Raw genomic sequence first — 25,642 nt, forward strand, 5'->3', positions numbered from 1 at the left:
AGACAAGCGAAGCGAACCGATGTGACGACCAGGGGACATAGCGTCACGACACCATCGCTCGGCAGCCGGGCCGGCAAGAGCGGTCCGTCCTCGCTGCCCCGCCTTGCCGCGATGCGCGCGTGGCTGGCACGTCAGGTCGCGCTGGAGGAGCGTTCGCGCACGGCGTTCGCGCTCTTTCCGATCGCGATGATCGCAGCCGCGGCGACGTTTTACCGAACGACGTTCCAGCCGGGTCTCGTGGCGATCGCGCTTCTCGCGGGCGTCGGTGCCCTTTCGCTCGCTCTGCCAGGAATGGCACGCTCGTTCCGTGTCGGCGGCGTCGTCGGGCTCGGTCTTGCGGCGGGCTTCGCCGCCTGCATCGCGGAGCGCGCCCGCACCGAGACGACGCTTTTCTCGGGCGAGGCGACGGTGCGGATCGCCGGGCCGGTGGTGGCGCGGGAGCAGGACGATCGTGGTCGCTATCGATACATCGTCGAAATCGAATCGACGGAGCGCCCGGTCCTCTCACGACCGCCGGAGCGCGCGCGGATCGTTGTTTCGAGCCGACACGAGCCCTTGCCCATCGGCTCGACCTATCGAGGGCTGGTGCGCCTGCGTCCACCTTCGGGGCCGGCCTATCCCGGTGCGCACGATTTCGCCTTCGGGTCATACTTCGGGGGGCTGGGAGCCTACGGGTTCTCGCTCGGCGCGCCGGCACCACCGGGCGCATTGCGCGACCCGTCGATCTCGGACCGCATCGCGACGCTGCGACTTGCTATGGGGGAGACAATTCGGGCCGTCCTTCCGGGCGCGACAGGTGCGGTCGCCTCGGCCCTCGTGACCGGGGAGCGAGCCGGAATCCCGGAGGAGATCAACGAGGATCTGCGCGTCACGGGGCTGGCGCATGTGCTGTCGATCAGCGGCTTTCACATGGCGCTCGTCGCCGGTTTCTTCCTTCTCGTCACGCGCCTCGGCCTCGCGACCGTCGTGCCGATGGCTCTCCGTTGGCCGATCAAGAAACTGGCGGCGGTCGTTGCCCTCGTAGGGACCGGCTTCTACTTCCTTCTCGCCGGCGACAACGCCGCGACGGAGCGTTCCTTCGTCATGATCGCGGTCATGCTGGGTGCGGTGCTTCTCGATCAGCCTGCGCTGACCTTACGAAACGTCTGCATCGCTGCGGTCGTTGTCGTCGCGCTGTCGCCTCACGTCGTACCGACCGCGACTTTTCAGATGTCCTTCGCGGCAACGGCGGCATTGATCGGCGCATATGGCGCCTACGCTCGATGGCAGTCCCGGCGAAACGAGGGCCAGCACAGGGAAGGCCTGTCGATCCGATGGCTGAGCCTCATTCTTCTGGGCATGGCGATGTCGTCGCTGATTGCCGGTGCCACTACCGCGCCGTACGCGATCTACCACTTCCAGCGCGGCGCTCCGTTCTCGCTCATCGCCAACATCGTGGCGACGCCTCTCTTCAGCTTTTGGATCATGCCGTTTGCGATGCTGGCCGTGCTGGCTATGCCGTTCGGCCTTCACGTTCTTCCACTCAAGGCGATGGGGTGGGGCCTCGACCTCGTCTTCGCCCTGGCTGCCTATCTCGCCGACGCATTTCCGGACTATCCGACCGGCCTGATCAGCGGCCGAGCACTCATCTGCTTTTCGGCCGCGATCCTCATCGTCTCCTTTTCCGCCAGCGGACTTCGCTGGTTCGCGCTTGCGCCGATTGCCATCGGCTTTGCGCTCTTGCGTCCCGGACCTGCTCCGGAGCTCTTGCTCTTCGAGGACGGTCGCGAACTCGCTTTGATCGATAGGGACGGGCAACTGCACTCCGTCCAGCCACGACCATCCACCTTCGTCTGGGACCAGTGGCGACGCGCGTTGCAAACCGAGCCGGGACGGCGGGCAAGTCACAGCCGGACTAGCTTGGTGTCCGCCCCAACGACGGACAGCGCCGTGACGTCCAATCTTTCCAGCGCCGAAGCATTCCGATGCGAAGACGGCATCTGTCGCGGACTAACCCGGTCCGGACTCCGGATCGGGTGGAGCGATGATTATCAGAAGCTCGACGACGTCTGCCGCGACAGTGACATCGCCATCATGGCGCGGGCTGTCCGGGCGAACGCCTGCCGGACCGGTGATGCACGACTGCTCACGTTGAGGACCCTGCGCCGAACCGGCTCTCTCGCGATCTCCCGCGCCTCCGACGCAACGATCGAAGTGCGCCATTCCATACCGACTGAGCCGCAGGCGTGGAATCGCCATCGCTTCGCGGCATGGCCCGAGTACTGGCGCAAACCGGACAGCGCGACGGCCGAAACGAAAGGTCGCGTCGAGGATCGTCGCGCTGTCAGTGATAGCGCCGGATCAGCCCCACCAGTTTCCCCTGAACCTTGACGCGATCAGCGCCCAGCAGACGCGTCTCGTAAGCCGGATTGGCGGCCTCGAGCGCCACCATGCCGCCCTTGCGGCGAAATCGTTTCAGCGTGGCTTCCTCATCATCGACGAGCGCGACCACGATTTCTCCAGCGCTCGCCGACTCGCTACGCTGAATCACGACGGTATCCCCATCCAGGATCCCGGCCTCGATCATCGAGTCGCCCTTGACCTCCAGCGCGTAATGTTCGCCGGATCCAAGCATCTCGAGCGGCACGACGATGTCGTGCGTGTTCTGCTGAATGGCCGAGATCGGAACACCGGCTGCGATGCGCCCCATGACCGGCACGGAGGAAACGTCGCGTTCGACGGCTCGCGGTGTCTTGAACAAGGGCTCCACGTTGGACGGACGAGAGGCAGGCGGCGCGGCCGCGGCCTTGGCTGCGGACTCCGGCAGCTTCACCACCTCCAGCGCCCGCGCCCGATTTGGTAGGCGCCGGATAAAGCCGCGCTCCTCGAGCGCCGTGATCAGGCGGTGGATGCCGGACTTCGAACGGAGATCCAAGGCGTCCTTCATCTCGTCGAAGGACGGAGGGACGCCCACCGATTGCAGACGCTCATGAATGAACATCAGAAGCTCGTGCTGCTTGCGCGTCAGCATGGGACGATTCCTCGAAACAAAACCTGAACAAACCTAGCTGTTCTGTTTGTGTTCTGCAAGGATCATCCGGTGGTCAGCATAACGTACTCGCACGGCTCGCCTGCGACGGCAGCCGGCGCGAAGGCCGGGCGAACGAGGAGAACGTCGGCACGCGCGAAAACCGAGAGAAGCGAGGAGTCCTGCCGAGGCAGCGGCACGACGCGGCATGGCGAGCCGGCGGGGTCGATTTGGATGTGGGCGCGCAGGAAGTCCGTCCGCTTGTCGTTGGCCTTGACGTCGAGCCCAAGGATGCCGCGTCTCCGGCGCCTGACGGGAGCGGCGCCGGACAGTTTCTCGATCAGCGGGCGCAGGAACAGTTCGGCGGTGACGAGGCTGGACGCTGGGTTTCCCGGTAGACCAAGGATTCGCATAGGGCCTAGCGAGCCAGCCATCAACGGTTTTCCCGGCCGCATTGCGACCCGCCAGAAATCGAGCGTGGCACCGGCTTCGGTGAGGACCGGTCCGACGAGATCGTGGTCGCCCACCGATGCGCCGCCCACGGTCACCAGGATGTCGGCCCTTGCGTTCTGGGCCCGCTCGATGGCCGACGCGAGATCGTCCCGGCGATCGGGGATGATCCCGAGGTCGATGACAGAGCCACCGATCACGTGAACGATCATCGAGATGGCCAGCGTGTTGGATGCGACGGTCTGCGAGGGTCCCGCCGGCGTGCCCGGAGGAACCAGTTCGTCGCCCGTGGCCGCGATGGCGACACGCACCCGTCGCCGGACTTCGATCGTTCCATAGCCGCCGCTTGCCGCGAGGGCGCAGGCAGCGGGTGTCAGCCGGGACGCGGCTGGCGCGAGGACGTCGGAGAGGCGGAAATCGTTGCCGGCGCGGCGAATGTTCGCCCCGGGCTCGACGCGTTCCAGAATGCGGACCTCAGACTCAGCGGGTCGATCCGTATTTTCCTGAATGACCACCGCATCCGCACCATCGGGGACCGGCGCGCCGGTGAAGATGCGCACCGCCTCGCCAGTCGACAGACTGCCGGAGAAGGCATGCCCCGCCGCCGACTCCCCGACGACCCTCAGAACGGGGGAGGGGCCGGTCAGGTCCGCCGCACGCACCGCGTACCCATCCATCGCGGAAGCATCGAACGCAGGTTGGGTCCGGCGCGCGTCGAGGTCGGCGGGTAGGACGCGTCCACACGCGTCTTCGATCGCGATGGCTTCGATGCCGTCGACAGGGCTGACATCGCGAAGCAGCCGTTCAACGGCATCGTCGAACGGAACCAGCGTCATGAGGCCGACCAGTGTCCCGAACGCCCGCCCGTCTTCTCGACGAGACGGATGGCCGTGATCGACATGCCCCGGTCGACGGCCTTGGCCATGTCGTAAATCGTGAGGCATGCGATGGAGACGGCGGTAAGCGCCTCCATCTCGATGCCGGTCTTGCCGGTCACGCGTGCGCTCGCCGTGACCCGGATTCCGGGGAGCGCCGGCTGGATCTCCAGATCGACGGACACCTTCTCGAGCAGCAGCTGATGACAGAGGGGAATGAGTTCGTGCGTGCGCTTGGCCGCCATGATGCCGGCGATGCGCGCGATCGAGAGAACATCGCCCTTCTTTGCCGAGCCGGAGCGGATCATGTCCAGCGTCTCGGCCGCCATCAGCACCAACCCTTCGGCGGTGGCTTCGCGGACTGTCGCATCCTTCGCGCCGACATCGACCATCGCCGCGTTGCCGGCTTCGTCCAGGTGGGTCAGGCGATCGCCGCTCATGCCGCAGCGCCCGTCAGAAGCGCCCGCGTGGCATTCTCGACGTCCGCGTGTCGCATCAGGCTTTCGCCGATCAGGAAGGTGGAAATTCCCGAGCGATGCAGCCGACGGCAATCCTCGTGGCCGCCGATGCCACTCTCGCCCACCAAAATTCGGTCGCTTCCCACCATGCCCGCCAGCCTCTCGCTCACGGCAAGATCGACCGCAAAGGTTCGCAGGTTGCGGTTGTTGACGCCGATCAACGGCGAGCGGAGCTTCAAGGCCCGCTCCGTCTCGGCCTCGTCATGCACCTCGATCAGCGCCGCCATGCCGAGATCGTCGGCCGCAGCCTCCAGATCAGCAGCCAGGGCGTCGTCGACCGACGCCATGATGATCAGGATCGCGTCCGCGTCCCACGCTCGCGCTTCCAGCACCTGGTAAGTGTCGAACAGGAAATCCTTGCGCAGGGCGGGCAGGGTGGTCGCGTTCCGGGCGGCGGTCAGAAACTCCGGAGCACCTTGAAAGGACGGTGCATCCGTCAGCACGCTGAGGCAGGCGGCGCCAGCCCGCTCGTAGGCTTCCGCGAGTGAAGCGGGATCGAATTCCTCCCGGATCAGTCCTTTCGAGGGGCTGGCCTTCTTCACTTCTGCGATCAGCGCGAAGTCCCCGGCCTGGTGCTTCCTGCGGATGGCCGACGTGAAATCGCGCGGCGGCTGGCCGGCAGCGATGCGTCGGGTGAGTTCGCCAGCCGAAACGCTCGCCTTTGCCTTTGCGATCTCATCGCGCTTGTAGGCCTCGATCTTCGCCAGGATATCGGACATCGTCAGGCTCCCTTCGCGCTGCCGGTTGCGGAGACCAGCCGGTCAAGTGCATCCCGCGCCTGCCCGCTCGCCAACGAGTCCCGCGCCATGACCAGCCCTTCTGCGAGGTTCGCAACGCGGTCTGCGACGACAAGTGCAGCGCCCGCGTTCAGAAGCACGATGTCTCGATAGGCGCTTGGCTCGTCCGCCAGGACGGATCGAAGTGCGGCGGCGTTCTGGATGGCATCGCCGCCGACGATATCGGCAAGACGGCGGCGTTCGAAGCCGAACGTTTCCGGTTCGATCGTGAACTCGCGGATCGACCCGTCACGGATCTCGCAGACGGTCGTCGGACCGCAATTCGTGATCTCGTCGAGGCCGTTGCCGTGCACGACCCATGCAGCCTGCGTGCCGAGCGCCAGAAGGGCTTCGGCGATCGGCCAAATCCACTCGGCGGCATAGACACCCACCAGAAGGCGGCGAACGCCGGCGGGATTGGCGAGCGGTCCGAGCATGTTGAAAATCGTGCGCGTGCCGAGTTCGACGCGCGACGGGCCGACGAAGCGCATCGCCGCATGATGGGTCGGCGCGAACATGAAACATAGGTTGGCGCGCTCGGCGACCTTCGAAATCTCCCCGGGCGTCAGGTCGACGTCAACGCCAAGCGCCGCGAGGACATCGGCCGAACCCGAGCGCGACGACAGGGCCCGGTTCCCGTGCTTGGCGACAGGCACGCCGCATCCGGCCACCACGAAGGCCGCACAGGTCGAGACGTTGTAGGTGCCAGCATGATCGCCCCCGGTGCCGACGATGTCGACCGCCTCGGCCGGCGCGCGCACTCGCGCCATGTTGGCGCGCATGACGTCGACGGCACCGGCGATCTCATCGACGGTCTCGCCGCGAACCCGCAGTGCCATCAGGAAACCGCCGATCTGCGAGGGTGTGGCCTCGCCGGACATGAGGATGCCGAACGCCTCGCGCGCCTCTTCGCGCGAGAGCGCCTCGCCACCCCCGACCTTTCCGATCAGCGGCTTCAGGCCGGCGCTCATCGCACCGCCACCTTCGCCTGCTGGAGCGCGGCGTTGTTCAGCGACACCGGAATCGATCCCTGGAGGTAGGCGACGTAGCTCTGGAAGAGATCCTCGCGCATCGTCTCGTCCAGCGACTGGCGCGCCTGCGCGGGGACGTTCGCAGCGGGGTCAGCGGCGTCGGCGACCTCCGTGACCTGTAGGACGACCGCCTGACCGGACTCGAGCGCGGGCGCTTCAGCGACCGTACCCTGCGGACCGGAGAAGGCGGCGCGCGTCGCCGCCTCGCCGATCTCGGCGCGGCCGCTCTCACGCGTGATGGCAGCTGCCGTTTCCACCGTAAGGCCTTCCGCCGCTGCGACGTCGGCAAGCGACTGCCCACCTCGGATCCGCTCCGCCAACGCCTCGGCCCGGTCGGTCATCAGACGCTCCGCTTCGTCGACCTTCCAGTCCGCCACGACGCGATCGCGCACTTCGGCCAAGGGGCGGTCTCGTGCGGGCACGACGTCACCGAGTTCGATGAAGACGTAGTTGTTGCCCTGGTAGTTGACCGGCTGCGGCGGCATGCCGGGCTGAGCCGCGAACACGGCCGCGAGAAGCTGGGGTTTTGCCGGAAGATCTGGGGCAGCGGACGCGTCGGCCGGGTTGCCGGAGGCGTCGACCGGCGCCACCGTCTGTAGCGCATAGCCGGCCTGCTGCGCGGCCTCGGCCAGCGGCGCGCCGTTCTGCATCGCCTCCGAAATCGCGTTGTAGGCGTCTGTAACCTTCGCGTTCGCCGCCTCCAGCGCGAGGGCGTTTCGCACCTCGTCACGCACCTCGTCGAGCGGACGCACGACTTCCGGCGCGATCTCCCGGACCTGCATGATGACGGGGCCGAAGGGACCGTCGACCACGGCGGTCGGCGTATTCAGGGTGGCCGAGAAAGCGGCATCTGCGAGCGTCGCATTGGGAATGGCGGAGCGCGGTACGAGGCCAAGGTCGGCGACCTGACGCCCTTCCGTGATGGCCGCATCCGCGAAGCTCGTGCCGGACGCCATCGCCTGCACGGCACGATCTGCGGACGCGCGGTCGGCGAACACGATCTGCGCGACCTGGCGGCGCTCCGGCGTCGTGTAGCGCGCACGGTTCGCCCCGTAGCTCGCCGCGACCGCGTCGTCGGTGACGGCGGCCGGATCGGCGAGCGCAGCGGGCGAGAGCGACAGGTAGGAGAAACCGCGATATTCGGGTGCGCGGTAGCCGTCCTGGCCCTGCGTGTAGAAGTCGTCGAGCGCTTCGTTGGTCGGCGCCTCGACGCTGTCGACCGGGGGAGGCGTCAGGCGCATGAAGTTCACCGTGCGGCGCTCGCCGTTATAGGCGCCAAGCGCCTCGAGGAACGCGGCGGGAACGGTCGCGCCGTCGGAGAGCGGCGCGATCAGCTGGTTGCGCGTCGCGCTGCCGCGCAAGTCCTCGAGATAGGACTGCTCGGTGATCTGCGCGTTCGCCAGCACAGCCCGCATCGTGTTGCGCGAGAAGTTGCCGGACTGGTCCTTGAAGGCCGGCTCGTTCTGGATGAGCTGGATCAGGCCGTCGTCGGAGACGCCGACGCCGAGGCGGCGGGCCTGCTCGTCGAGAAGGGCGCCGGCGGTCAGCTGCGACAACACGGCCTGATCGAGGCCGAATGCCTCGGCCTCTTCGGTGCTCGGCCGGCGTTGAAGCTGTTGCGACAGGCGGTTGAGCCCCTGCCGGTAGGCGAGCTGGAACTCCGGAACCGAGACGCGCGTCTCGCCGGCACTCAGGATCGTGCTGCCGCCGTCGCGGTTGCGCAGGACGTCGGCGATGCCCCAGCCGACGAAGCTGACGGCCAACGCGCCCAGAAAGATCCTGGCCACCCAGCTCGACGCGCCGCGCCGCATCTGATTCATCATCACCCGTCTCCCGGATTTGCTCTTTGCGTCAGGGCAATAGGCATTTTGGCCGTGGAAGGAAAGCGCGGCCCGCGTCACGACGCGCTTGATTTCGACGCGCGCGAGCCGCTAGCACCAAGGCGTGGACATCGCGGCCGCCCTCCTGCGCCGCCGGATCGAGGACCGTTTCATGAGCCGCACGCCGCTGATCGCCGGAAACTGGAAGATGAACGGCTCGCGCGCGGCGCTTGATGAACTGTCCGCGATGGTGGCCGATCTCGGCGCCAACCCGGCTGACGGCGTGCAGGTCCTGATCTGCCCGCCGGCAATCCTCATCGCGAGGGCCGTGGAACTCGCCGGTGAGACGGTCGCGATCGGCGGTCAGGACGCGCATCCGAAAGAGAGCGGCGCCCATACCGGCGACGTGTCGGCGGCCATGCTGAAGGACGCGGGCGCCAGCCACGTCATCCTCGGGCATTCCGAGCGTCGGACGGACCATGGCGAGGCCAGCGAGCTTGTGGCGCGCAAGGCGGAGGCCGCCTGGGCGTCGGGCCTCGTCGCGGTCATCTGCATCGGCGAGACCGAAGCGGAGAAGAACGCGAGCCGGACCCTCGACGTCCTCGCCGACCAGATCGAGCGCTCGTTGCCCGCCGGCGCCACCCCGGCGAACACCGTCGTGGCCTACGAGCCGGTCTGGGCGATCGGCACCGGCCGGACACCGACGGTGGCCGAGGTCGGCGAGACCCACGCCTTTATCCGCGGCCGGATCGCCGATCGCTTCGGCGCCGAGGCTGCGAATGGCATGCGCATTCTCTACGGCGGTTCGGTGAAGGCGTCCAACGCGGCCGAGCTTCTCGCGCTTGGCGATGTCGACGGGGCGCTGGTCGGGGGCGCCAGCCTGAAGGCCGCGGACTTCTTGCCCATCTGCCGTGCCGCGCGGGGCTGACACCCCACCGCTGCCGAAAGCGGTTGGAATACGCGAAAGCCTCCTATAGAAGACGCGCAACTTGTGAGAGATTGCGCCTCGAGGCCATGCAGACCGTTCTGATCGTCATCCACCTCCTGATTGTCTTGGCCCTCGTGGTCGTCGTCCTGCTCCAGCGCTCCGAAGGTGGCGCGCTTGGCATGGGCGGCGGCGGTGGCGGGCTGATGACGGCCCGCGGCGCGGCCAATATGCTGACGCGCACCACCGCGATCCTGGCGACGGGCTTCTTCATCACGTCGCTGTCCCTTGCGCTTCTGGCTCGCTACGGCTCGAACGGTCTCGACATCCTCGACCGCGTTCCCTCGCAGACGGCTCCGGCCGTTCCGGGCGCCGCGGGCGGTGCGGCGGGCGGTTCGCTCCTTGACCAGCTCGGCGGTTTGCCGGAGCAGCAGGACAGCGCCCCGGTCGACGTGCCGTCGGGCGCGTCTCAGACCGCACCGACGACGACCGCGCCCGCGACGACGCCCGCAGCCCCGGCCAACACTGAGGGCGTGCCGACCGGCGCGGCTCCGGCGACGATCCCGGCGAACCCGGCTCCGCAGTCGCCGGCTGCTACGGAGGTGCCGACGGTCCCGCCCGTCGAGACGCCGCCGGCAGGTGCGACCGCGACCGATCAGTCGACCCCTGCGACGACGGCGCCGGCCAAGCCCGCGCAGTAGCGCCGGGCTCTGCACGGCACCACCCCAAGGGGCGCTGCGGCGCCCCTTTTTCATTTCGACCACAAGGGGACTGGTCGAATCCTGCTTGAGCGAGTATCGGGAAGGCCCATGGCGCGATACATTTTCATCACCGGCGGCGTGGTTTCATCCTTGGGGAAGGGGATCGCATCGGCGGCCCTCGGCGCGTTGCTGCAGGCACGTGGCTACAGGGTCCGGCTCCGCAAGCTCGATCCCTACCTGAACGTCGATCCGGGCACGATGAGCCCGACGCAGCATGGCGAGGTCTTCGTGACCGACGACGGCGCGGAGACGGACCTCGACCTCGGCCACTACGAGCGTTTCACCGGTCGCTCCGCGAACCGGATGGACAACATCACGACGGGCCGGATCTACCAGGAAATCATCGCCAAGGAACGCCGCGGCGACTACCTCGGCGCGACCGTCCAGGTGATTCCCCACGTCACGGACGCGATCAAGAACTTCGTCCTCGAGGGCAACGAGGAGTACGACTTCGTGCTCTGCGAGATCGGCGGCACGGTCGGCGATATCGAGGCGATGCCGTTCATGGAGGCGATCCGCCAACTCGGCAACGATCTGCCGCGCAACGGCGCCGTCTACGTGCACCTGACGCTGATGCCTTACATTCCAACGGCCGGGGAGCTGAAGACCAAGCCGACGCAGCATTCCGTCAAGGAACTGCGCTCGATCGGCATTCAGCCGGACATCCTCCTCGTGCGCGCCGATCGTCCGATCCCGAAGGAGGAGCGTCGGAAGATGAGCCTCTTCTGCAACGTCCGGGAGAGCGCGGTCATTCAGGCGCTGGACGTCGCGACGATCTACGACGTGCCGATCGCCTATCACAACGAGGGCCTCGACACCGAGGTGCTGGCCGCCTTCGGCATCGACCCGGCGCCGAAGCCGAAGCTCGAGCGATGGCTGCAGGTGGTCGAGAACGTCGCGCGCCCCGAGGGCGAAGTGACGATCGCCGTGGTCGGCAAGTACACAGGGCTGAAGGACGCCTACAAGTCGCTGATCGAGGCGCTTCAGCACGGCGGCATCGCCAACCGCGTGAAGGTCAATCTCGACTGGATCGAATCGGAGGTCTTCGAGAAGGAAGACCCGACGCCCTACCTTGAAAAGGTCGGCGGTATCCTGGTTCCCGGCGGCTTCGGCGAGCGCGGCTCGGAGGGCAAAATCAGCGCGGCGCGCTTCGCCCGCGAGCGCGACGTTCCGTATTTCGGCATCTGCTTCGGCATGCAGATGGCGGTGATCGAAGCCGCGCGTTCGCTGGCCGGCGTTGCCGAGGCGGGGTCGACCGAGTTCGGCCCGACCAAGGAGCCGGTCGTCGGCATCATGACCGAATGGATGCGCGGCAACGAACTGGAGCAACGGGCCTCCGAGGGCGACCTCGGCGGCACCATGCGCCTTGGCGCCTACGAAGCGTCGCTGGCGCCCGGTTCGCGCATCGCCGACATCTATGGCGCAACCACGATCACCGAGCGCCATCGTCACCGCTACGAGGTCAACCGCACCTATCGCGACCGGCTGGAGGATGCGGGCATGATCTTCGCCGGCATGTCGCCGGACGGACTGCTGCCGGAAACGGTGGAACTGCCCGATCATCCGTGGTTCATTGGCGTGCAGTATCACCCCGAACTGAAGTCGCGTCCGTTCGAGCCGCACCCGCTGTTCGCCTCGTTCATCGCCGCGGCGATCGAACGCTCGCGTCTGCTCTGACCCCGATCGAAAGGCCGACCATGCTGGCTCCGAACTCCACCATCCGTCTTCGGGGCGCCGAGTTCGCGCAGGACAAGCCGTTCTCGCTGATCGCCGGTCCCTGCCAGATGGAAAGCCGCGATCATGCGCTGATGATCGCCGAACGCATGAAGCGGATCACCGGCGATCTGGGGATCGGCTACGTGTTCAAGGCGAGCTTCGACAAGGCGAACCGGACGAGCCGGGAGGGCCGGCGCGGCATCGGCCTCGAAGGGGCGCTGCCGGTGTTCGAGGAGATCCAGGCACAGTTCGACGTGGCGGTCCTGACCGACGTTCACACGGCTGAGCAGTGCGAACCGGTCGGCGAGATCTGCGACGTGCTGCAAATCCCCGCCTTCCTGTCGCGCCAGACCGACCTTCTCGTGGCGGCGGCCCATACCGGCCGCGTGGTGAACATCAAGAAGGGCCAGTTTCTCGCGCCCTGGGACATGCGACACGCGATCGACAAGGTGACGGGCAGCGGCAACGCCAACGTGCTCCTGACCGAGCGCGGATCGTCGTTCGGCTACAACACGCTTGTCAGCGACTTCCGTGCTCTGCCCATCATGGCCGAGACCGGGGCGCCCGTCGTCTTCGACGCGACGCATTCGGTGCAGCAGCCGGGCGGGCAGGGCGGCTCGTCGGGCGGCGAGCGTCGCTTTGTGGCGACCCTCGCGCGTGCGGCCGTCGCCGTCGGCGTCGGCGGCCTCTTCATCGAGACGCACGAGGATCCGGACAACGCGCCGTCCGACGGGCCGAACATGGTCGCGCTCGACGACATGTCCGAGCTCCTCAAGCGCCTGCGCGATCTCGACGCGGTCGCCAAGGGCTTCTGACACACAGCATTCCGGCCGGCGCCTGTTCGGGCCGGCCGTCTCAACCCGGCGTTTTGCCAGAGCCAAGGGACGGAACATGACCGCCATTATCGATATCATCGCGCGCGAGATTCTCGACAGCCGCGGCAACCCGACCGTCGAGGTGGACGTGGTGCTGGAAGACGGCTCGATGGGCCGTGCGGCGGTGCCCTCCGGCGCCTCCACCGGCGCGCACGAGGCGGTCGAGCTGCGCGACGGCGACGAGCGTTATGGCGGCAAGGGCGTGCAGCAGGCCGTGCAGGCGGTCAACACCGACATCCTCGAGGCGCTGGTCGGTTTCGAGGCCGAGAACCAGATCCGCATCGACGCCGTCCTGAAGTCGCTCGACGGCACACCGAACAAGAGCCGTCTTGGCGCCAACGCCATCCTCGGCGTTTCGCTCGCCACGGCCAAGGCCGCTGCGGACGCCGCCGGCCTGCCGCTCTACCGCTATGTCGGTGGTGCGAGCGCCCACGTCCTGCCGGTTCCGATGATGAACATCATCAACGGCGGCGCGCATGCGGACAACCCGATCGACTTCCAGGAATTCATGATCATGCCGGTCGGCGCGGAGACCTTCGCTGAGGGCCTGCGCATGGGCGCCGAGGTGTTCCACACGCTGAAGAAGGCGCTGAAGTCTGCCGGTCACAACACCAATGTCGGCGACGAGGGCGGTTTCGCGCCGAACCTCGAGTCGGCGAAGGCCGGCCTCGACTTCGTGATGGCCTCGATCGAGAAGGCCGGCTTCCGCCCGGGCGAAGACATCTATCTCGCCCTCGACTGCGCCTCGACCGAGTTCTTCAAGAACGGTGTCTACGACCTCGAAGGCGAGAAGCGGAAGCTGTCGGCCGACGAGATGTCGGGTTACCTCGCCGAACTCTCGGCGGCCTATCCGATCATCTCGATCGAGGACGGCATGGCGGAGGACGACTGGGCTGGCTGGAAGAGCCTGACCGACAAGGTGGGCGGCAGCGTCCAGCTGGTCGGCGACGATCTGTTCGTTACCAATTCGGCTCGCCTGCGCGAGGGCATCGAGAAGCGCGTCGCCAATTCGATCCTGGTGAAGGTCAACCAGATCGGCACGCTCACCGAGACGCTCGACGCCGTCAGCGTCGCGCATCGCGCCGGATATACGGCGGTCATGTCCCATCGCTCGGGCGAGACCGAGGACTCGACGATCGCCGACCTCGCGGTCGCCACCAACTGCGGGCAGATCAAGACCGGTTCGCTGGCGCGCTCGGACCGGCTCGCCAAGTACAACCAGCTCCTGCGCATTGAGGAAGAGCTGGGCGACCAGGCGGTCTACGCCGGCCGCTCGATCCTTCGGCACCGTTGAGTGATCATCGAGGGGCGCTCCGGCGCCCCTTTTCGTCTCTCGCAATCCTTACGCTTAACGAGATGTAAATCGCTGGGGTCTAGGGTCGCTCCGTTCCGGAGACCCTCGTCATGCATACGAAGCAAAAGCGCAGATCGCGTCTGTCCCAGCTGATCGTCCCCGCTATTACCCTGCCGTGCCTCGCCTACTTCGTATTCCACGCGCAGAGCGGACGTTACGGAACGGAAGCCAGTGTCGTTCTGAAGGAGGAACTGGCCCGCAAGCAGGCGGTCTACGTGGAAATCGTCGACACCCGGGAAGCGCTGGAGACCCGGGTTCGTCTTCTCAGCGACGGCACGCTCGAACGCGACATGATCGACGAACGTGCCCGACGCTCCCTGAACCTGTCGAACGGGGACGAAGTGACGATCCTCCTCAAAACAGGCGTCGAAGATTAACTCGTAACGAGTTAATTGAAACGCCGCGGCGCGAATTAACGTCACGCCGGTTAAGGAGCGGGCCGCGTCTTGCGTGCCTGCATCTTGTCCATATACTTGCCCAAAACTTGCCCGCCGGACTCGGGGCGTCAAGGGATGGGAGTCGAAATGGCCGCACTCAAGAAATCAGGGATCGGCGGCGACGGCGAAGCGAAGGCTCCCGGCGCTGGCGAGATCGAGAAGACGCTGAAGCAGTACACCGCGCCAGCGCCCGTCGACTTCACCAAGGACGAGGACGTTCGCGCGTATCGCGACATGCTTCTGATCCGCCGCTTCGAGGAGAAGGCCGGTCAGCTGTACGGCATGGGCTTCATCGGCGGTTTCTGCCATCTCTACATCGGCCAAGAGGCCGTGGTCGTCGGCATGCAGATGTCGATGAAGGAGGGCGACCAGGTCATCACCGGTTACCGCGACCACGGTCACATGCTGGCCACCGGCATGGAATCGCGCGGCGTCATGGCCGAGCTCACGGGTCGCCGCTCCGGCTACTCGAAGGGCAAGGGCGGCTCGATGCATATGTTCTCGAAGGAGAAGCACTTCTACGGCGGCCACGGCATCGTCGGAGCGCAGGTTTCTCTCGGAACGGGTCTCGCCTTCGCCAACCGCTACCGCGGCAACGATTCGGTCGCGATCGCCTATTTCGGCGACGGCGCGGCCAACCAGGGCCAGGTCTACGAGAGCTTCAACATGGCCTCGCTCTGGAAGCTCCCGGTCATCTACGTGATCGAGAACAACCGCTACGCGATGGGCACGTCCGTCAACCGCGCTTCGGCCGAGACAAACTTCGCGCACCGCGGCCTGTCGTTCAAGATCCCGGGCATTCAGGTCGACGGCATGGACGTGCGCGCGGTGAAGGCGGCGGGCGACCTCGCCATCCAGCATTGCCGCAGCGGCGAGGGTCCGATGATCCTCGAGATGCTGACCTACCGCTATCGCGGCCACTCGATGTCGGATCCCGCGAAGTACCGCACCCGCGACGAGGTGCAGAAGATGCGTGCCGAATCCGATCCAATCGAGCAGGTCCGTCAGCGCCTGATGGAGGCGCACAACGCGTCCGAGGACGATCTGAAGGCCGTCGATCGCGAAGTGCGCGACATCGTGGCCGACGCTGCCGAGTTCGCCCAGAACGATCCCGAGCCGGATGTCTCGGAACTGTGGACCGACATCTATGCGGACGCCGTTCCGCAGGCTTCGAAGTAAGGGGAGGGGCGCATGCCGACCGAAATCCTGATGCCCGCCCTGTCTCCGACGATGGAGGAAGGCACCCTTTCGAAGTGGGTCAAGCAGGAAGGCGACAGCGTCGCCCCCGGTGACGTGATCGCCGAGATCGAGACCGACAAGGCGACCATGGAGGTCGAGGCCATCGACGAGGGCAAGATCGGGAAGATCCTGATCGCGGCCGGAACCGAGGGCGTAAAGGTCAACACCCCGATCGCGATCCTCCTGGCTGACGGCGAGAGCGCCGACGACGCCGTGGCGTCCGCGCCGAAGGCCGCACCGGCCGCCGAAGCCGCGCCCGCAGAGGCGAAGCCGGAATCGTCCGATGGCGACAAGTCGAAGCCAGCTCCCGTGCCCGCGCAGGGCATGTCGCACCCCGAGCCCGAGGATGTCGACGGCGAGTTCGCCGAGGAAATCCCGGCCGGCACCAAGATGGTGACGAAGACCGTGCGCGAAGCGCTCCGCGAGGCGATGGCCGAGGAGATGCGCCGCGACGACACCGTCTTCCTGATGGGTGAAGAGGTCGCCGAGTATCAGGGCGCCTATAAGATCAGCCAAGGCCTTCTCGACGAGTTCGGCGCGCGCCGCATCGTCGACACGCCGATCACCGAGCACGGCTTCGCCGGCATGGGCGTCGGCGCGGCGTTCGCCGGCCTGAAGCCGATCGTCGAGTTCATGACGTTCAACTTCGCCATGCAGGCGATCGACCAGATCATCAATTCGGCGGCCAAGACGCTCTACATGGCGGGCGGCCAGATGGGATGCCCGATCGTCTTCCGCGGCCCGAACGGCGCGGCGGCGCGCGTCGCGGCGCAGCACAGCCAGGACTACGCCGCCTGGTACAGCCAGATTCCGGGTCTCAAGGTCATCCAGCCCTACTCGGCGGCCGATGCCAAGGGTCTGATGAAGTCGGCGATCCGCGATCCCAACCCGATCGTCTTCCTCGAGAACGAGATCCTTTACGGTCACTCGTTCGAGGTGCCCGATACCGACGACTGGACCGTTCCGATCGGCAAGGCCCGCGTTCACCGCAAGGGCAAGGACGTCACGATCGTCTCCTTCGGCATCGGCATGACCTATGCCGTCGCGGCGGCCGAACAACTGGCCAAGGAAGGCATCGACGCCGAGGTCATCGACCTTCGCACAATCCGTCCGATGGATATCGATGCGATCGTCCGCTCGGTGAAGAAGACCAACCGCTGCGTCACGGTCGAGGAAGGCTGGCCGCAGGGGTCGGTTGGCTCGCACATCGCCTCGGAACTGATGGTGCGTGCGTTCGATCATCTCGACGCGCCCGTGCTCAAGGTCTGCGGCAAGGACGTGCCGATGCCGTACGCGGCAAACCTTGAGAAGCTCGCGCTGCCGTCGGCCAAGGAAGTCGTCGAGGCGGTGAAGGCCGTCTGCTACCGCTGAGGCGGTCGGTGCCCGGTGCCGCGGGTGCCGGGCTTCCCACCCATCGGGACGGACCCGTTGCCCGTCCCCTCTGCCGCGCTGCGGCATACATGGCCGCTTGACGTGGCAGCCGCACAGGCAACCTTGATGCCGGCCGTACGCCCGCTCGCGCAGTGGGTCATGGCGCCGAGACCTATCGATGCCCGTCGAATGGGCGACTGAGGAGACGTTCGCCGATGCCGATCAACGTCACGATGCCGGCCCTCTCGCCGACGATGGAAGAGGGCAACCTCGCGAAGTGGCTTGTGAAGGAGGGCGACAAGGTCTCCTCCGGCGACGTCATCGCGGAGATCGAGACCGACAAGGCCACGATGGAAGTCGAGGCGGTCGACGAGGGTACGGTCGCCAAGATCGTGGTGCCGGCGGGTACCGAAGGTGTGAAGGTCAACGCGGTCATCGCGATCCTTGCGGCCGAGGGCGAAGATGCCTCGGCGACCGCCTCGGGCGGGCAGAACGCCGCGGCCTCCGGTTCGCCTGCGGCCGATGCCGCCGTGAAGGGCTCGACGGACGAGGCCAAGGATGCCGACAAGCGCGGCTACGAGCGCGCGGCCGAGACCGCTTCGGCGAGCGAGGGCGGATCGTCTGCCAAATCGCCCGGCGGTTCGGGGGCAACGCAGGGCGGCCGCGTGTTCGCGTCGCCGCTGGCCCGGCGTCTGGCCAAGGAGCAGGGTGTCGAACTGTCCTCCGTGCAGGGCAGCGGTCCGCACGGCCGGATCGTGAAGGCCGATATCGAGAGCGCGGCCAAGGGAGGCGCCCAGAAGCCGGCATCCGCACAGACCGCATCGGCTCCCAGCGCCGCAGCGCCGGCACCCGCTCCGGCCGCACCGAAGCCGGCGAACGACGATGCGATCCTCAAGCTCTTTGCCGAGGGCTCCTACGAGAAGATCCCGCACGACGGGATGCGCAAGACCATCGCCAAGCGGCTGGTGGAATCGAAGCAGACCGTGCCGCACTTTTACCTGTCGGTGGACTGTGAGCTCGACGCACTCCTGGCGCTGCGCAAGCAGCTGAACGGCGCGGCGCCGAACGTGAAGACCGACGCTGGCGAGCGCCCGGCCTACAAGCTTTCGGTCAACGACATGGTGATCAAGGCGATGGCCTGCGCGCTCGTCGCCGTGCCGGACGCCAACGTCTCTTGGACCGAGAGCGCCATGCTCAAGCACCGCAATGCTGACGTCGGTGTCGCCGTGTCGATCGAGGGCGGCCTGATCACTCCGATCATCCGCAAGGCCGACGAAAAGACGCTGTCGACCATCTCCAACGAGATGAAGGACCTCGCCAAGCGTGCTCGTGCCCGCAAGCTGAAGCCCGAGGAGTATCAGGGCGGCACGACCGCCGTGTCGAACCTCGGTATGTTCGGCATCAAGGACTTCTCCGCGGTGATCAATCCGCCGCATGCGACGATCCTTGCGGTCGGCGCGGGCGAGGAGCGGGCGGTCGTCAAGAACGGCGCAGTGACGGTTGCCAACGTCATGACCGTAACGCTCTCGACCGACCATCGTGCGGTGGACGGCGCGCTCGGAGCCGAGCTCATCTCGGCCTTCAAGCGCTTCATCGAGAACCCGATGAGCATGCTCGTCTGAGCGCGCCTCGGGAGACACGCCCGTGAAGACCGTTCTCTGCTATGGCGACAGCCTGACCTGGGGCTACGACGCGGCCGGTGCCGGCCGTCATCGGTTCGAGGACCGGTGGCCGAGCGTCGTCGGCGCGCGGCTAGGCGATGCGGTTCGCGTCATCGCCGAGGGACTGAACGGACGCACGACGGCCTATGACGACCACCTGGCGCCGGCGGACCGGAATGGCGCCCGCATCCTGCCGACCGTCCTTGCGACGCACGAGCCGGTCGACATCCTCGTGATCGCGCTCGGCTCGAACGATCTGAAGAAGCACACGGGCGGCGGCCGTGCAGCAGAGGCCGCGTTCGGTATCGGACGACTGGTCGAGGTCGCCCGCAGCTTTCCGTCCTCGTTCGGCTTCCGGGTCCGGGAGATCGTTCTGGTCTCGCCGCCAACGCTGGTCGCGACGCCGGATGCCGACTTCGACGCGATGTTTGGACATGCGATCGACGAATCGCGCCGGTTTAAGGACGCCTACGCCCGCGTCGCATCTGCGACCGGGTGCCATCACGTCGCCGCATCCGATCATTGCGTCGCCACTCCGCTCGACGGGGTGCATCTGGACGCTGCAAACACCCGAGCGCTTGGCGAGGCGATCGCGCAAACCCTCACATCGCTGCTCTAGCGCCAATCTTTTCGACGGAGAACCACGATGGCCGATACCTATGACATCCTGATCATCGGCGGTGGGCCGGGCGGCTACGTGGCGGCGATCCGTGCCGCGCAGCTGGGCTTCAAGACGGCCGTGGTCGAGCGCGAGCATCTTGGTGGCATCTGCCTCAACTGGGGCTGCATCCCAACCAAGGCGCTGCTGCGCTCGGCCGAGGTGTTCCATTACGCCGAGCATGGCGACAACTACGGCCTGAAGATCCAGAAGCCCGATTTCGACATCGCGGCGGTGGTGAAGCGTTCTCGCGGCGTGTCCGCTCAGCTGAACGGCGGCGTCGCCGGATTGATGAAGAAGAACAAGATCGACGTGATCTGGGGCCAGGCCAAGCTCATGAAGGCCGGCAAGGGTGGCCCGGTCGAGGTCGAGGTCGGAGAGCCGACGAAGCCGGCTGTTCAGCCGCAGAACCCGGTGCCGAAGGGCGTCCTCGGGCATGGGACCTACAAAGCCAAGCACGTGATCGTCGCGACCGGCGCCCGGCCGCGCGTCCTGCCGGGCATCGAAGCCGACGGCGAGCGCATCTGGACCTATTTCGAGGCAATGAAGCCGCAGGCGATGCCCAAGTCCCTGATCGTCATGGGCTCAGGCGCGATCGGCATCGAGTTCGCCTCCTTCTACCGCACCATGGGTGCCGACGTGACGGTGGTGGAGCTGCTCCCACAGATCCTGCCAGTCGAGGATGCCGAGATTGCGGCGGTCGCACGCAAGCAGTTCGAAAAGCAGGGGATGAAGATCCTTTCGGACGCGAAAGTGGCGAAGGTCGCCAAGACCGCGGACGGCGTGGAGGTCACGGTGGAGCAGGGCGGCAAGAGCCAGGTCCTGAAGGCCGAGAAGCTGATCTCGGCGGTCGGCGTGCAGGGCAACACGGAAGGGCTCAACCTTGAGGGCGTCGGCGTCACCGTCGAGCGCGGCCTTGTCAAGACCGACCCCTACGGCCGAACCAATGTCGAAGGCGTCTATGCGATCGGTGACGTCGCCGGTGCCCCGATGCTCGCCCACAAGGCCGAGCACGAGGGCACGATCTGCATCGAGAAGATCAAGGGCATGGACGCGCATCCGATGAAGCGCACCCAGATTCCCGGCTGCACGTACTGCCAGCCGCAGATCGCCTCGGTGGGCCTGACGGAGGCGAAGGCGAAGGAGGAGGGACGCGAGGTCAAGGTCGGTCGGTTCCGCTTTCTCGCCAACGGCAAGGCGATCGCGCTCGGTGAGCCGGACGGCATGGTGAAGACCGTGTTCGACGCCAAGACCGGCGAGCTTCTCGGCGCGCACATGGTGGGCGCCGAGGTGACCGAACTCATCCAGGGCTTCGTGATCGCGATGGGTCTCGAGACCACCGAGGAAGAGCTGATGCACACGGTGTTCCCACATCCGACGCTCTCGGAAATGATGCACGAGAGCGTTCTCGATGCCTACGGAAAGGTCATCCATATGTAATTGCGCGAAAATTGCAGCGAGCTGCGACAAGAGGTCTTGTCCACATTTTCGCCGCACTATCTCAACTCTCGGTATTTGTACCGTAGGAGATACGTATGGGTTGGCTCGCTGCAATTATCGTTGGCGGTATCGCCGGATGGCTCGCAGAGATGGTCATGAAGAGCAACATGGGCGTCTTCCTGAACATCATCCTCGGGATCGTCGGGGCCGTCTTCCTGAACTTCCTGTTGGGTATTCTCGGCGCTTTCGACCTTCAGGCTGGTGCGAGCTTCTCGATCCAGTACCTGATCGTCGGTTTCATCGGCGCCTGCCTGCTGATCTTTATCTTCCGGGCGGTTCGCGGTCGTCGCATCTAACGCGCGCGATTGCGTGACCGTCGAACCGAGCTTAAATGACGGTCAATGGTCACGATCCTCGACGCACGTAGCCCTGCCGGCGCCGCAAGGCCCCGGCATCCCGAAAAGGCGCATCGCCCTGATACGGCGGTGCTCCCCAAACCAGACTGGATCCGCGTCAAGGCGCCGGTATCGGCCGGCTACCAGGAAACGCGCGAGATCGTGAAATCCAACCGCCTCGTCACCGTGTGTGAGGAGGCGGGTTGTCCCAACATCGGCGGGTGCTGGGAGAAGAAGCACGCAACCTTCATGATCATGGGCGGCATCTGCACGCGCGCCTGCGCGTTCTGCAACGTCGCCACCGGCCTGCCGCATGCTCTCGATAAAGACGAGCCGGCGAGCGTCGGACGTGCCGTCGCCAGCATGGGGCTTTCGCACGTCGTCATCACGTCGGTCGATCGCGACGATCTTGCCGACGGCGGGGCGCAGCATTTCGTCGAGACAATCGAGGCCATCCGCACCGCGGCGCCGGGCACGACGATCGAAATCCTGACGCCGGACTTTCTGCGCAAGCCCGGCGCGTTGGAGAAGGTCGTGGCGGCTCGGCCGGACGTGTTCAACCACAATCTCGAGACTGTGCCGTCGAACTATCTGACGGTTCGTCCCGGCGCGCGCTACTTCCACTCGATCCGGCTCCTGCAGCGGGTCAAGGAACTCGATCCGACGATCTTCACCAAGTCCGGCATCATGGTCGGTCTCGGAGAGGAGCGGAACGAGGTCCTGCAGCTCATGGACGACCTGCGATCCGCGGACGTCGACTTCATGACCATCGGCCAATACCTGCAGCCGACGCGCAAGCATCACCCGGTGATCCGCTACGTGACGCCCGAAGAGTTCAAGTCGTTCGAGACCGTCGGTCTCACGAAGGGGTTCCTCGTCGTCGCTTCTAGCCCGCTGACGCGTTCGTCGCACCATGCGGGCGAGGACTTTGAGCGCCTCAAGGCGGCGCGTCTTGCGAAGGTCGCAGCCTGAACGATGCCGAAGTTCGAAAACGCCCGCGTCGTCCGGCACTCTCCCGACGAGATGTTCGCCCTTGTGGCCGACGTCGAGCGCTATCCGGAGTTTCTGCCACTCTGCCAGAGCCTTGTCGTTCGCTCGCGCCGCGAGCGCGACGGCAAGACGCTGCTGATCGCCGACATGACCGTCGCCTACAAGCTGATCCGCGAGACCTTCGCGTCGCAGGTTCTCTTGAAGCCGGCCGAGCGGCAGATCGACGTTAAATATGTCGACGGCCCGTTCCGCTATCTCGAGAACCGCTGGAACTTCGAGCCCCATCCGGATGGATGCGAGGTGCGGTTCTTCATCGACTACGAGTTCAAGAGCCGCACACTCGGTCTCTTGATGGGTTCGATGTTCGATTACGCCTTCAGGCGCTTTGCCACAGCCTTCGAAGAGCGGGCGAATAAGGTCTATCCGGCTTCGGCCTGAGCCAGGCGATCGAGGGTTTCCTCGATCAGTTCCAGCGCCGTGGCCGCGCTAGCCTGGCGTACCACGCTGCGACCGAGCGGCCCGAACCGTCGTTCGACGTGGACCGTCCCAAGCTTCGATGCGCAGGCGAAATGGACGAGCCCTACCGGCTTGGGGTCTGAGCCGCCGCCCGGTCCGGCGATGCCGGTAATGGAAACCGCTATATCGGACCCAGCCTCGCGCCGGGCGCCTTCCGCCATGGCCTCGGCGACTTCGCCCGAAACTGCACCGAATCGCTCGAGCCGATCGGTCGGCACCTTCAGAAGACGCGCCTTCGCGGCGTTCGAGTAGGTGACGAAGCCCGTCCCGAACACGGCGGACGATCCGGCGATCTCAGTGATCGCCGCGGAGACCACCCCGCCGGTGCAGGATTCGGCCGTCGCGATCGTCAGACTGTGCGCCAGCGCCTTCTCGACGATGCGCGCAGCGACGGCATCCAGCCGGTTACGGAACTCGTTCTCACCCGCCATAGACGACACTCGCCGTTGCGATCGCCGCGATCCCCTCGCGCCGGCCAATGAAGCCGATCGTCTCGTTGGTGGTCGCCTTGATCGAGATCCGTTCGGCCTCGAGACCCGTCACATCGGCGATGACCTCCACCATGGCGGAGCGGTGGGGGCCGACCTTCGGTGCCTCGCAGATGAGGGTGACGTCGACGTTGCAGATGCGCCCCTTGTGCTCCTCCACGATCTCGACCGCGCGTTTGAGGAAGACGCGCGAGGCGACACCGCGCCACTGCGGATCGCTCGGTGGAAAGTGGGTGCCGATGTCGCCTGCGCCGCAGGTCGCAAGCAGCGCGTCAGTCAGCGCATGGAAGCCGACATCGGCATCGGAATGTCCGAGAAGAGCCTGATCGTGCTCGATAAAGACGCCACACAGCGTCACCCCATCGCCCGGCACCAACTTGTGGACGTCGTATCCGTTGCCGGTACGCACATCGATCATCGCGGGTTCTCCTCGGAATCGCTCGGCGGCCAGGGTCAACTCGCGCGCCAGGGTCAGCTTGACGTTCTCCGGGTCCCCCGGGACTAGGCGGACCGGGATGCCGGCCCACTCGGCGATCGAGGCATCGTCCGTGAAGGCCGTCCTTGTGTCACGTGAGGCCTTCGTATGCGCCTCGCGAATCAGGCCGTAAGGAAACCCTTGCGGCGTCTGGGCTCCAAACAGACCCGACCGGTCGACCGTGACGTCGATAAGATCGCCGTCCGATCGCTTCAGCGTATCGGCAACGGGGAGGGCGAGGATCGCCCCGGTCTTCGGATCGATGTCCGCGACCACCCGCTGGATCGCATCGGAGGAAACGAAGGGGCGCACGGCGTCATGGATCAGGACGATCTCGGGAGCGACCTCGGCGAGGGCCTCGAGACCGCAACGCACCGATGCCTGCCGTGTCGCACCGCCTTCCACGAGAAGAACGCGATCGAGTAGCCCGTCGAGAGCGCGGCCGGCCATGGCGTGATCGTCGGGGTGGATTACGACGATCACCGGCCCGATGCCGGGCGTCGAAAGGAAACGCTCCGCGGTTCGCCACAGGACGGGGCGTCCGCCGAGGTCGAAATACTGTTTCGGTCCATAGGGCGTCAGCCCCGCGCGCGACCCGCGGCCAGCGGCAACAAGGATCGCTGCGACTTTCATTAACCACCCGAATTCGAACCGTTCCACCGACAGTGGTCAGCACATCCGCCAGCAGGGGGCAAGAGCGCAGCACCGTCGGATTTGCAATGCAGCATGGCGTTGCTTTGCACACTCATTTTGATTGTCTTTTGAGCACATGGCGATATGCTGTTTCAATGTGCTGTCCGGATGATCTTCCGACCTCGAACCGTCGCCTTGCGGCGCATCCCGGTGACCTGTCGCTAGGCAGGCTCTTGATTCGCTCGCGCGTTTTTCTCGCGCCGTTGTCGGGTATCACTGACGTCCCGTTTCGACGTCTCGTCCGTTCGTTCGGAACGGAAGTGGTGTATTCGGAGATGGTGGCGAGCGGGGAACTGATCCGCAACGATGCCGACAGCCGGCAGCGCGCAGGCGCCGATGGCCTCGGACTTCATGCCGTTCAGTTGGCGGGCCGCGAGGCGTCCGCGATGCGCAAGGCCGCAGAGATCGTGGCGGCCGAAGGGGCCGACGTCATCGACATCAACATGGGGTGTCCGGCGAAGAAGGTCGTCGGCGGGCTGTCGGGCTCCGCGCTGATGCGCGATCTCGATCAAGCGCTGCGTTTGATCGAGGCGACGATCGCGGGTGCCGGCTCGGTGCCCGTGACCCTCAAGATGCGTCTCGGCTGGGATCGATCGAGCCTCAACGCACCCGATCTCGCCGTGCGTGCCGAGGGGGCAGGCGTCAGGCTGGTGACGGTCCACGGGCGGACAAGAGACCAGTTCTATACCGGGGAGGCGGACTGGCCGGCGATCGCCGCCGTCTCTCGCGCCGTGACGATCCCTGTGGTGGCGAACGGCGACCTCCAGTCCGTCGCCGATCTCTCTTCGATGCTGCACGCGAGCGAGGCCGATGCCGCGATGATCGGACGGGGCGCCTGCGGGCGGCCGTGGTTCCCCGCCCTCGTCGGCGGTCACCTCGACTGCAACCAGATGCAGCAAAGCTTCGCCGATCTCGCGGTCTCGCATTACGACTCGATGCTCGAATTCTACGGGGAGCAGGCCGGCCTCCGCCATGCCCGCAAGCATCTCGGCTGGTATCTCGATCGATGGGAAGCGGCCGCTGCGTCGCGTCTTGCGAGCGACCGGGCCGAGCTGATGCGGGCGACCGACCCGGCGCTCGTCCGCGCTCGCCTGCGAAGCCTCCTCGGCGCTGCGATCCTCAGCGACGTCGAGCCGGATCTTTCCGCGTCCCTCCGCCAGGCTGCCTGATC

24 protein-coding genes are annotated in these 25,642 nt (G+C 66.2%); 16 read left to right on the forward strand and 8 right to left on the reverse strand.

From position 1 onward, the window contains the following. Window positions 1-186: 186 nt before the first annotated feature. Window positions 187-2,370, forward strand: a complete 2,184-nt coding sequence (locus BM175_RS15345; protein WP_342029276.1) for a ComEC/Rec2 family competence protein — start codon at window positions 187-189, stop codon at window positions 2,368-2,370. On the opposite strand, the gene lexA is transcribed toward BM175_RS15345, so the two are convergent. The 6 genes from lexA to BM175_RS15375 all read right to left on the reverse strand — a co-directional run bounded on the left by lexA (window position 2,324) and on the right by BM175_RS15375 (window position 8,480). Continuing rightward, entirely contained in the window at window positions 2,324-3,010 is a 687-nt protein-coding gene (gene lexA / locus BM175_RS15350) for a transcriptional repressor LexA (protein WP_090964510.1), read from the reverse strand. The two genes, BM175_RS15345 and lexA, sit on opposite strands and share 47 nt — an antisense overlap. 62 nt (window positions 3,011-3,072) lie before the next feature. Continuing rightward, complete coding sequence (locus BM175_RS15355) at window positions 3,073-4,293, reverse strand: molybdopterin molybdotransferase MoeA (protein ID WP_090964512.1); 1,221 nt, start codon at window positions 4,291-4,293, stop codon at window positions 3,073-3,075. Beyond that, entirely contained in the window at window positions 4,290-4,772 is a 483-nt protein-coding gene (moaC, locus tag BM175_RS15360) for a cyclic pyranopterin monophosphate synthase MoaC (RefSeq protein WP_090964514.1), read from the reverse strand. Before moaC ends, BM175_RS15355 begins: the two co-directional genes overlap by 4 nt. Further along, window positions 4,769-5,569 carry an indole-3-glycerol phosphate synthase TrpC gene (gene trpC, locus BM175_RS15365; RefSeq protein WP_090964516.1) on the reverse strand — a complete coding sequence of 267 codons (801 nt, stop codon included), beginning with the start codon at window positions 5,567-5,569 and terminating at the stop codon, window positions 4,769-4,771. The genes moaC and trpC overlap by 4 nt, the downstream gene beginning before the upstream one ends. Before the next feature lie 2 nt (window positions 5,570-5,571). Continuing rightward, on the reverse strand, window positions 5,572-6,597 hold the full coding sequence (gene trpD / locus BM175_RS15370; RefSeq protein WP_090964517.1) for an anthranilate phosphoribosyltransferase: 1,026 nt from the start codon (window positions 6,595-6,597) through the stop codon (window positions 5,572-5,574). Beyond that, complete coding sequence (locus BM175_RS15375) at window positions 6,594-8,480, reverse strand: SurA N-terminal domain-containing protein (RefSeq protein WP_090964519.1); 1,887 nt, start codon at window positions 8,478-8,480, stop codon at window positions 6,594-6,596. The genes trpD and BM175_RS15375 overlap by 4 nt, the downstream gene beginning before the upstream one ends. 169 nt (window positions 8,481-8,649) lie before the next feature. Between BM175_RS15375 and tpiA the strand changes: the two genes are divergently transcribed. The 14 genes from tpiA (at window position 8,650) to BM175_RS15445 (ending at window position 22,737) form a co-directional block, all read left to right on the forward strand. Continuing rightward, a complete protein-coding gene (gene tpiA / locus BM175_RS15380) occupies window positions 8,650-9,405 on the forward strand; it encodes a triose-phosphate isomerase (protein WP_090964584.1) in 756 nt (251 codons plus the stop codon). 86 nt (window positions 9,406-9,491) lie between these two features. Then, complete coding sequence (secG, locus tag BM175_RS15385) at window positions 9,492-10,103, forward strand: preprotein translocase subunit SecG (RefSeq protein WP_090964586.1); 612 nt, start codon at window positions 9,492-9,494, stop codon at window positions 10,101-10,103. 108 nt (window positions 10,104-10,211) lie between these two features. Next, entirely contained in the window at window positions 10,212-11,840 is a 1,629-nt protein-coding gene (locus BM175_RS15390; RefSeq protein ID WP_090964521.1) for a CTP synthase, read from the forward strand. A gap of 20 nt (window positions 11,841-11,860) precedes the next feature. Next, window positions 11,861-12,694 carry a 3-deoxy-8-phosphooctulonate synthase gene (gene kdsA / locus BM175_RS15395; protein WP_175526875.1) on the forward strand — a complete coding sequence of 278 codons (834 nt, stop codon included), beginning with the start codon at window positions 11,861-11,863 and terminating at the stop codon, window positions 12,692-12,694. Between the two features lie 76 nt (window positions 12,695-12,770). Continuing rightward, a complete protein-coding gene (gene eno / locus BM175_RS15400; protein WP_090964523.1) occupies window positions 12,771-14,048 on the forward strand; it encodes a phosphopyruvate hydratase in 1,278 nt (425 codons plus the stop codon). Window positions 14,049-14,158: 110 nt separating this feature from the next. Beyond that, window positions 14,159-14,485 carry an FtsB family cell division protein gene (locus BM175_RS15405; protein WP_090964525.1) on the forward strand — a complete coding sequence of 109 codons (327 nt, stop codon included), beginning with the start codon at window positions 14,159-14,161 and terminating at the stop codon, window positions 14,483-14,485. A gap of 294 nt (window positions 14,486-14,779) precedes the next feature. Next, window positions 14,780-15,724: a pyruvate dehydrogenase (acetyl-transferring) E1 component subunit alpha gene (gene pdhA / locus BM175_RS15410; protein WP_244546032.1), complete on the forward strand. Its 945-nt coding sequence runs from the start codon at window positions 14,780-14,782 to the stop codon at window positions 15,722-15,724. Window positions 15,725-15,736: 12 nt separating this feature from the next. Continuing rightward, entirely contained in the window at window positions 15,737-17,155 is a 1,419-nt protein-coding gene (locus BM175_RS15415; RefSeq protein ID WP_090964529.1) for a pyruvate dehydrogenase complex E1 component subunit beta, read from the forward strand. Window positions 17,156-17,370: 215 nt separating this feature from the next. Next, entirely contained in the window at window positions 17,371-18,777 is a 1,407-nt protein-coding gene (locus BM175_RS15420; RefSeq protein ID WP_090964531.1) for a pyruvate dehydrogenase complex dihydrolipoamide acetyltransferase, read from the forward strand. Between the two features lie 22 nt (window positions 18,778-18,799). Further along, window positions 18,800-19,435 (forward strand): SGNH/GDSL hydrolase family protein, encoded by a 636-nt coding sequence (locus tag BM175_RS15425; RefSeq protein WP_090964533.1) that lies wholly within the window; start codon window positions 18,800-18,802, stop codon window positions 19,433-19,435. A gap of 27 nt (window positions 19,436-19,462) precedes the next feature. After that, a complete protein-coding gene (gene lpdA / locus BM175_RS15430; RefSeq protein ID WP_090964535.1) occupies window positions 19,463-20,914 on the forward strand; it encodes a dihydrolipoyl dehydrogenase in 1,452 nt (483 codons plus the stop codon). A 95-nt stretch (window positions 20,915-21,009) separates the two neighbouring features. Next, window positions 21,010-21,270, forward strand: a complete 261-nt coding sequence (locus tag BM175_RS15435) for a GlsB/YeaQ/YmgE family stress response membrane protein (RefSeq protein WP_090964537.1) — start codon at window positions 21,010-21,012, stop codon at window positions 21,268-21,270. 45 nt (window positions 21,271-21,315) lie between these two features. Then, window positions 21,316-22,281 carry a lipoyl synthase gene (lipA, locus tag BM175_RS15440; RefSeq protein WP_090964539.1) on the forward strand — a complete coding sequence of 322 codons (966 nt, stop codon included), beginning with the start codon at window positions 21,316-21,318 and terminating at the stop codon, window positions 22,279-22,281. Window positions 22,282-22,284: 3 nt separating this feature from the next. Continuing rightward, window positions 22,285-22,737 carry a type II toxin-antitoxin system RatA family toxin gene (locus BM175_RS15445; RefSeq protein ID WP_055885700.1) on the forward strand — a complete coding sequence of 151 codons (453 nt, stop codon included), beginning with the start codon at window positions 22,285-22,287 and terminating at the stop codon, window positions 22,735-22,737. Here the strand turns inward: BM175_RS15445 and BM175_RS15450 are convergent. Beyond that, window positions 22,719-23,246, reverse strand: coding sequence for a CinA family protein (locus BM175_RS15450; RefSeq protein WP_090964541.1), 528 nt, complete (start codon window positions 23,244-23,246; stop codon window positions 22,719-22,721). The genes BM175_RS15445 and BM175_RS15450 overlap by 19 nt on opposite strands. After that, window positions 23,236-24,411: a bifunctional 2-C-methyl-D-erythritol 4-phosphate cytidylyltransferase/2-C-methyl-D-erythritol 2,4-cyclodiphosphate synthase gene (locus tag BM175_RS15455; protein ID WP_090964544.1), complete on the reverse strand. Its 1,176-nt coding sequence runs from the start codon at window positions 24,409-24,411 to the stop codon at window positions 23,236-23,238. The genes BM175_RS15450 and BM175_RS15455 overlap by 11 nt, the downstream gene beginning before the upstream one ends. Window positions 24,412-24,566: 155 nt before the next feature. Here BM175_RS15455 and dusB point away from each other — a divergent pair, with 155 nt between their 5' ends. Next, the gene (dusB, locus tag BM175_RS15460) at window positions 24,567-25,640 is read left to right on the forward strand and encodes a tRNA dihydrouridine synthase DusB (protein WP_090964546.1); all 1,074 of its coding nucleotides are present in this window, start codon (window positions 24,567-24,569) and stop codon (window positions 25,638-25,640) included. Window positions 25,641-25,642: the final 2 nt, after the last annotated feature.

Origin of the sequence: Aureimonas phyllosphaerae (assembly GCF_900113065.1) — a bacterium.
GTDB classification, from domain to species: domain Bacteria; phylum Pseudomonadota; class Alphaproteobacteria; order Rhizobiales; family Rhizobiaceae; genus Aureimonas; species Aureimonas phyllosphaerae.